The 7,534-nt window shown below is 52.2% G+C and carries 5 protein-coding genes and 1 rRNA gene; 3 read left to right on the plus strand and 3 right to left on the minus strand.

Annotation, left to right across the window (positions count from 1 at the left end):
• Positions 1-285: 285 nt before the first annotated feature.
• On the plus strand, positions 286-1,650 hold the full coding sequence (locus ABLV12_RS05035) for an MFS transporter (RefSeq protein WP_024273671.1): 1,365 nt from the start codon (positions 286-288) through the stop codon (positions 1,648-1,650).
• 41 nt (positions 1,651-1,691) lie between these two features.
• On the opposite strand, the gene ABLV12_RS05040 is transcribed toward ABLV12_RS05035, so the two are convergent.
• Both ABLV12_RS05040 and ABLV12_RS05045 read right to left on the minus strand, forming a co-directional pair.
• A complete protein-coding gene (locus tag ABLV12_RS05040; RefSeq protein ID WP_348866872.1) occupies positions 1,692-3,035 on the minus strand; it encodes an OprD family outer membrane porin in 1,344 nt (447 codons plus the stop codon).
• Between the two features lie 84 nt (positions 3,036-3,119).
• A complete protein-coding gene (locus ABLV12_RS05045; RefSeq protein ID WP_348866873.1) occupies positions 3,120-3,899 on the minus strand; it encodes a histidine phosphatase family protein in 780 nt (259 codons plus the stop codon).
• A gap of 494 nt (positions 3,900-4,393) precedes the next feature.
• Between ABLV12_RS05045 and surE the strand changes: the two genes are divergently transcribed.
• A complete protein-coding gene (gene surE, locus ABLV12_RS05050) occupies positions 4,394-5,269 on the plus strand; it encodes a 5'/3'-nucleotidase SurE (protein ID WP_004108710.1) in 876 nt (291 codons plus the stop codon).
• A 66-nt stretch (positions 5,270-5,335) separates the two neighbouring features.
• Here the strand turns inward: surE and ABLV12_RS05055 are convergent, their stop codons facing one another.
• Positions 5,336-6,460: a cupin domain-containing protein gene (locus ABLV12_RS05055; protein WP_004117641.1), complete on the minus strand. Its 1,125-nt coding sequence runs from the start codon at positions 6,458-6,460 to the stop codon at positions 5,336-5,338.
• Between the two features lie 604 nt (positions 6,461-7,064).
• Between ABLV12_RS05055 and ABLV12_RS05060 the strand changes: the two genes are divergently transcribed.
• Positions 7,065-7,534: ribosomal RNA gene (locus tag ABLV12_RS05060) — 16S ribosomal RNA — on the plus strand; the annotation flags it as partial.

Raw genomic sequence — 7,534 nt, forward strand, 5'->3', positions numbered from 1 at the left:
GGGCGGGAAGCGCAGCGAGGACGGTAAATTCAGGTTTGATATTTAATGAATTGAAATTATTGAATTATTTATTTTTCCGTTTGAGCATTTTGTCTGGGGTGATTGACAGGAGTGTTAAAATTTAACCGATCCTGGTCACACTCTTTTAGCATTTACGTTGTGAATTTCTGTATCTTGTTATAATTAGCTAATTCGAGTTAGCTTGTTGGTGATTTTCCCTCGCCAACGATGTTAGCCAGGTGCTGCCCGACTAAACAATAATGATTCAGGACAGAGGATTTAATGATGACCCTGCTTACCTCGCCCGCCATTGCCCCTGCAAAAAATGAACAAACATCGCAACAAACCCATGAAAGAAGAAAGCTGCTCACCGTGCTGGGCTCCGGTCTTTCTGGCACAACGATTGAGTTCTATGACTTTTTTATCTACGGTACCGCCGCCGCGCTGGTGTTTCCGTCGCTGTTTTTTCCTAACCTCTCGCCGCTGATGGCGCTGCTGGTATCCTTCCTGACGCTGTCGATTACCTTCGTTAGCCGGCCCATCGGTGCCATCGTATTTGGCCACTATGGCGATAAGATCGGCCGCAAGAAATCGCTGGTTCTGTCGCTGATGATTATGGGTATTTCGACGTTTTTCATAGGATTAATCCCCAGCTACGACACCATAGGCAACGCAGCGCCGTTGATACTTATCTTTTTGCGCCTCTGCCAGGGCTTTGCCATCGGCGGCGAATGGGGCGGGGCGACGACGCTGATCACCGAGTATGCGCCGCGCCATCGCCGGGGCTTTTTCGGCACCTTTGTTCAGTTGGGCAACGTGCTTGGCCTGTTTATCGCCACCGGCGTTTTTGCGCTGGTGGTGATGCTGCCGGAGGATGACCTGATGTCCTGGGGCTGGCGCGTGCCTTTCCTGTTAAGCATCGCGCTGCTGTTCGTCGGGATGTTTATCCGCTCAAGGATCGAAGAGACGCCGGTGTTTCAGGAGAATCAGAAGCAGCAGCAGAACGCGCCGAAAGCGGCCGAGCAGAAGTTTCCTGTTCTCACCGTGCTCAAACATCACCGTAAAGCGGTATTCCTGGCGATGGGTATGCGCATGGGGGAGATTGTTCTGGGCTGGCTGACGGTGGCGTTCTTTATGTCCTACGTGACCCGGGAACTCAACTTTACTCGCGAAACGGCGCTGAACGGGCTGCTGCTGGCCAGTTTTGTCGGCATTTTTACCTTTCCTTTCTTCGGCTGGCTGTCCGATAAAATTGGCCGCCGACCGGTCTATCTGGCCGGCGCCGCGATCACGCTGATCTTTGCCTTCCCGCTGTTCTGGATGATCGACTCCGGCTCGGTGAAGATGTTTATGTTCGCCACCACCTTCTGCTATTCCGTGGGGCTGGGCATGATGTTCAGCGTCCAGCCCGCCTTCTTTTCGGAGCTTTTTGACACCAGCGTGCGCTACACCGGCGTGTCGCTCGGCTTCCAGTTGGCGAATATCGTCGGCGGCTTAACGCCGATGATCGGTACCTTACTGCTGGTGTGGTCCGGTGGCGCATCGTGGCCCATCTCGCTGTTTCTCGCCTGCATGGCGCTAATTACCATCCTGTGCGTCTGCGTGACGCGGGAAAGCTATAACGATGAGCTTAATGAGGTGAAGAAGTAGCCGGGGAGGGTTGCCCCGCCATGACCGGCGGGGCGGGCGTATCAGAACAGATTAAATTTATATTCGATAATCACTTCCGAAGAGAGCGAGTTGGCCCGGCTGTAATGGCCGTCGGTAAGCACCGGCGTTTTGCCATTCATCTTATAGGACCAGCCCGGCCCGAACATCGCCCAGACGGTGAGATTTTTCAGTCTCGGGTGCGTCGGCACCCAGCGGCTGAAGGCGTTAATTTCCCCGGTACGGACGTGGTTGCCGCGGTAGTTAAACTGGGCGATGTTGCCGGCGAGACCGATAGCCAGCTCCGGCGTCAGGTTATAGTCCGACATATTAGAGAGAACCAGTTCACCGTCGCGCATATAGTCGTTGCCGGCGTAAGCCATTGAGATAAAGGTCCCGCGCGAGTTTTTACTCATATGGCGCGGGTAGAAGCCCACTTCATTGGCCTTATTCGCATCGGTATAGCCCAGACCCCACTTGGTGCTCCAGTTGTCCGCCTGCCACTTCACATCCATGGCGATGTGCCAGGCATCATCGTCAAAGTCACGCTTATTTGCCGGCATCGCTTTATACTCGTCCAGCGCGTGAGTGGCGTAGACCTGAGTACCGATGTTCAGCGCTTTTATCGGCTTAATATTGGTAAACAGAATATGGCGGCGCAGATAGTTGTCGCTTTCACCATAGCCGTACTGCATGTTCAGGTGCTCGCTTTGCCACAGAATATCGCCGCTGGCGATATGGTTAATGTACTGTCCGCTGTTGGTCTGGAAGCGTTTCTTATCCGGCGAGTTACGATCCATCGCGCTTTCGATGTACGCGCCGCGCAGCGTGAAGGGACCGTAGTTCACCGCGCCGGTCCAGCCCAGGTAGGTGGTCGGAGAGAGGCGGGTCGAGTTGGAGATGACGCCAAAGTTTTTCATCGTCTGCCAGCCCCAGCGGGCGTTCAGATGAGTGTCCGCCAGGCGATACTGCAGCTTGATATTGCGTTGACCAAATTTGGAAAAGCCTTCAGCGTTGCTTTTGTTATTTCCGCTGCCGTTGTTATAGAGTACGCCGCGGGAGTTAAAGTAATCGCTGGCGCCGAGCTTTACCGCCCCGTAGTATGTGGCATCAAAGCCAATAATATCGGTAAAATAGCCGGACTGATAATCGACAGCGACGCCCTGACCCCAGGCATTATGGACTTTCTTCGGCTCGGTCTCTTCTTCCTTAAGATATTTCCAGTAGTTTTTAAAGGATAAATTCAGATGAGACTGGCTGAATAACGGATCGTCGAGCACGGTATCGATATAATCGCGCTCCTTCAGGCTGTTAGTGGTCGAAGCTGACCAGGCGCTGGCGGGAATAGCCAGCAGCATAATGGCGACTGTTGTAGTATTGATTTTCATAATAAACCCCAGAGTAGGGACGCAGCGATCCAGGCGAGGTGTTTTCGCCTGAAGTCTGCCGTAATAAATAATTAAGCGTGGGTATTATTTTTTATCGAGAGCCTGTTTTCCGGCTTCGACATATTTCATAGTGCCGATTTCAGGAACGGTATATTTGCCGTCTTTATAAACAATTTTAACCACCGCGGCATTGGCAAGCGGTTTGTTTTTCGCGTTATCGTCCGTTAAGTCGGAAATCATGATCTGCATTGCGGTACCGGATGAAATCGCCAGCACGTTTTTATCGCCCCGGGCCTGCGCGTTTTCAACGATGGTATGCAGCGCTGCCTGGGTGCGGGTTTTTACCTGCTGATAGTTTTCCGCCATGCCTTTGGGATCGGCTGCAGCCAGCGCATTCTGGTTGGTATCAACGGCCAGGGTGCCCGCTTTCATTTGGCTGAACAGCGCAGCGCCATCTTTAAGCCCCAGCTGTTTGGCGCCGGCGTCGGCCATATCTTTGTTAGAGCCGCCTTCAAAACCGCCGAAGAAGGCTTCCCGCAGGCCGCTTAGCTCAGTAAGTTTGTAATCACTTACTCCGGCTTGCTTAAGTATCACCTGCATGGTTTCACGCTGACGTCCGGCATCGCTGGAATAGAAGCTATCAAATGGAATGCCTTTTAGTCCCTCGCCGAGATAACGTGCGACGCGAATGCCGTCTTCAGTAAGCGGGGAGTCAGCCCAACCCTGTACGCGGTCAAACGTATTCAGCAGCGTTTTGCCGTGACGAGCGAAATAGATATTCACGCCATCGTCGTTTTTAACTTCCTCTGCCGAGCAGGTTGCCGCACCTGCCGCTATCATTAATGCTATAAGCCACTTCTTCATATAACGCTCCACCTGAATGGTCTTTTTATAAGCAAAAAAAAACCTACGTCAGATATTCGACGCGAAGCATAAATAAAGCTATGTTCGCTCGAACTCTATGACGTAGGTTTCGCCTGTTCTTGACAGTAACAATCCAACAGTGGCGACGTTAGCACTAATTATGCAAAAAGACACCCTCTATTTATTGTTATTGTCAATAAATGTGATCGTCTTCATGAAGGTAATTTTGCTGGTTGAGATGTATCTTAAGTTTAATTTTCAGAATAATTGGCAGTTTTTGACTTAAATAATTATTGGGGATTGATCTCCGTCACAAAATAATGATGTCCGCTCTGGACTCTGCCGCGCACTGGCGTTATTTTCGCTTCACTCTGGGATTGTTACTGACCACAGGCAAAACCTAAGACTCCTGTCCGCCAATTTGGCGTGCGGCAGGAGTCTTAGGTTTTTTTTTGCGCCTGATAAATACCTCTGCTACCTAACAAGGAGTGATGATGAGAACGAAAATTCTGACTGCCGCCATTCTGGCGTTATCTGCCGCTGGCGTACAGGCTGCTGAAAAACCGCTGAAAATACTGTTGGTTAACGACGATGGCTGCCAGTCTGTGGGAACCACATCGCTGCAGGAAAAACTGGCGGCCAAAGGATATGACGTCTGGATGGTGGCGCCGGCAACGAATCAGAGCGGGATCGGGTCGGCAATCACCTTTAAGACGGGTAAGGTCTTTGATGTCAAAAAAGCCGCTGACAAACGCTACTGCTTCCCGGGAACGCCGGCCGACGCGCTGGATTTCGGCCTGTGGGGCGTGCTGAAAGACGCGCCGCCGGATCTGGTGATCTCGGGCGTTAACGACGGCCCCAATACCGGTATGGCGCAGGTTAACTCCGGTACCGTTAGCGCTGCAGCCCGCGCCATTCGCTATGGCTTCCCGGCGATTGCCGCCAGTATTGGCTACCGATTCACGGAAGAAGAGATGAAGAACAAATGGCCGAGCACGCATAAGTACTGGCCTGACTCGGTGGATTACGTTGTCTCGCTGGTTGATAAACTTAACGCCGCGCATAAACCGGGAAGCCCGATTTTGCCGCAAGGGTCCGGTTTGAGCATTAACTATCCGCCGCTGCCGTCGGCTGAAATTAAGGGCGTTCATTATATTGAGAATGAACAGTTCCCCGCGCCGCAGATTGGTTATGAACTGCTGGCGGACGGCACTGCAAAACAGACGATGAATCCGGAAGCGATAAAACCGGCGGAAGGGGATAATGACTCGGGCTGGCTCAACAAAGGATATATTACTTACACCCTGTTTGATGGTTCATGGAACGCGCCGCAGTTCCAGGCGCAGTATGAGACGCTGCTCGGAAAATAACGTCGTAGTGATATAAAAGAAGAAGGCGCTATTCGCGCCTTCTTTATATGAACAGATGATGAAGCGCTATTCGTCGAAGAACCAATAGCCCTGGTTAATCAAACGGGTCAGCTCGGCGATAAAGGCCGGATTGCGCAGTGCGGCCTCACCTAACTCATCTTTACCCAGCAGGGTATAGCGGCAAAGCGCGTCCAGTGCCGCAGGTTCGGTTGGCTCAAGCTGTTCACTATTCACAAAGAAGCTATCGCCGATGTGCAGTACCCGCAGGCCGCTCAGGCGAGTCAGCATTTCGCCTCCCTCCAGTGCGTCGACAATCTCTTCTTCTGCATAAGGCGGTTCAGCTGGCGCAATATCCAGCTCGTGGCGCGGCGTGGTAGCAAAACGTCCAAACCACTGGCGGAAATCTTCCGGCTGGCTAATCATCTCGATCATCATGCCGCGCAGACGTTCCAGTTCATATTCTTCAACCCGGCCCGGATGTTCACGGCAGGTTAAATCCGGATCGCTGTAGTGCTCGCCGCCGAGATCGTTTTCCAGCGCGTAATCGGCAAAGCTGCTGATCAAATCGCGGCCGTTTGGCCCGCGGAAGCCAACGGAGTAGTTCAGCGCCGTTTCGTGAGTGATTCCGTCGTGCGGGAATCCCGGCGGAATGTACAGAATATCGCCGGGCTCCAGATCCTCATCAATAATCGGCGGGAACGGGTCGACGTGCAGCAGCGCGGGATGCGGGCAGAACTGACGCATCGGCAGCTTATCGCCCACGCGCCAGCGGCGGCTACCCATGCCCTGAATAATAAAGACATCGTACTGGTCGATGTGCGGGCCCACGCCGCCGCCCGGTACGGAAAAGGAGATCATCAGGTCGTCTAAACGCCAGTCCGGCAGTACGCGGAAAGGGCGCACCAGCTCAGCGGCGGGCATGTGCCAGTGGTTTACCGCCTGAGCCAATAGCGACCAGCCGGTTTCGCCCAGGCCATCAAAATGTTCAAACGGCCCGTTGCTGGCCTGCCATTGACCATTCTTAAGGCTCACCAGTCGACTATCGACTTCCGGTTCCATGGCCAGCCCGGCCAGTTCATCCGGGGTAATCGGATCGACGAAATTCGCGAAAGCCTTCTTTAATACCACCGGCTGCTTTTGCCAGTACTTTTCTAAAAACTCGGGCCAGTTAATGTTGAGTTGATAAGCCATAGGTTTATACCAATAAGAAGAAACGGGCCTGATTATAGAAATATGCACCCTCAAGCCGCTTTGTCATGGGTCAAGGCTGATGCTTAATTCATCATCTGAACTAACGGCACCATAAAAGAGGGAAAACCTGAAGTGGGTAACGCCGTTTTTTGCAAAATCTCATTTTTGGCTAAAATGTGCTGCAGGCCTTGTGGTGCCTGGGTTCTTACGGTTTTTCGTAGCAAAGGTTAGTCGTGAAAAGTTTAAATTATGAGCGCTTGATAAGTTTTTTGTATTTTAAGGGTTGCTATATCCCGGCAGCTCCCTATAATGCGCTCCCACTGACACGGCAGATGTGAATCACTTCACACAAACAGCCGGTTGGTTGAAGAGAAAAAATCCTGAAAAACGGGGTTGACTCTGAAAGAGGAAAGCGTAATATACGCCACCTCGCAACGGTGAGCGAAAGCCGCGTTGCACTGCTCTTTAACAATTTATCAGACAATCTGTGTGGGCACTCAAAGTGACATGGATTCTTAACGTCTTCGGACGAAAAATGAATACCAAGTCTCAAAGAGTGAACACGTAATTCATTACGAAGTTTAATTCTACGAGCATCAAACTTAAATTGAAGAGTTTGATCATGGCTCAGATTGAACGCTGGCGGCAGGCCTAACACATGCAAGTCGAACGGTAGCACAGAGAGCTTGCTCTCGGGTGACGAGTGGCGGACGGGTGAGTAATGTCTGGGAAACTGCCCGATGGAGGGGGATAACTACTGGAAACGGTAGCTAATACCGCATAACGTCGCAAGACCAAAGAGGGGGACCTTCGGGCCTCTTGCCATCGGATGTGCCCAGATGGGATTAGCTTGTAGGTGAGGTAACGGCTCACCTAGGCGACGATCCCTAGCTGGTCTGAGAGGATGACCAGCCACACTGGAACTGAGACACGGTCCAGACTCCTACGGGAGGCAGCAGTGGGGAATATTGCACAATGGGCGCAAGCCTGATGCAGCCATGCCGCGTGTATGAAGAAGGCCTTCGGGTTGTAAAGTACTTTCAGCGGGGAGGAAGGGAGTGAGGTTAATAACCT

The sequence above is a fragment of the Klebsiella sp. CN_Kp100 genome (assembly GCF_040065315.1).
Classification (GTDB): Bacteria; Pseudomonadota; Gammaproteobacteria; order Enterobacterales; family Enterobacteriaceae; genus Klebsiella; species Klebsiella oxytoca.

Excerpts from the sequence above, each read along its gene's own strand:
- ABLV12_RS05035 (WP_024273671.1), top strand. The coding sequence starts at position 286 with ATGACCCTGCTTACCTCGCCCGCCATTGCCCCTGCAAAAAATGAACAA.
- ABLV12_RS05040 (WP_348866872.1), bottom strand. The coding sequence starts at position 3,035 with ATGAAAATCAATACTACAACAGTCGCCATTATGCTGCTGGCTATTCCC.
- ABLV12_RS05045 (WP_348866873.1), bottom strand. The coding sequence starts at position 3,899 with ATGAAGAAGTGGCTTATAGCATTAATGATAGCGGCAGGTGCGGCAACC.
- surE (WP_004108710.1), top strand. The coding sequence starts at position 4,394 with ATGAGAACGAAAATTCTGACTGCCGCCATTCTGGCGTTATCTGCCGCT.
- ABLV12_RS05055 (WP_004117641.1), bottom strand. The coding sequence starts at position 6,460 with ATGGCTTATCAACTCAACATTAACTGGCCCGAGTTTTTAGAAAAGTAC.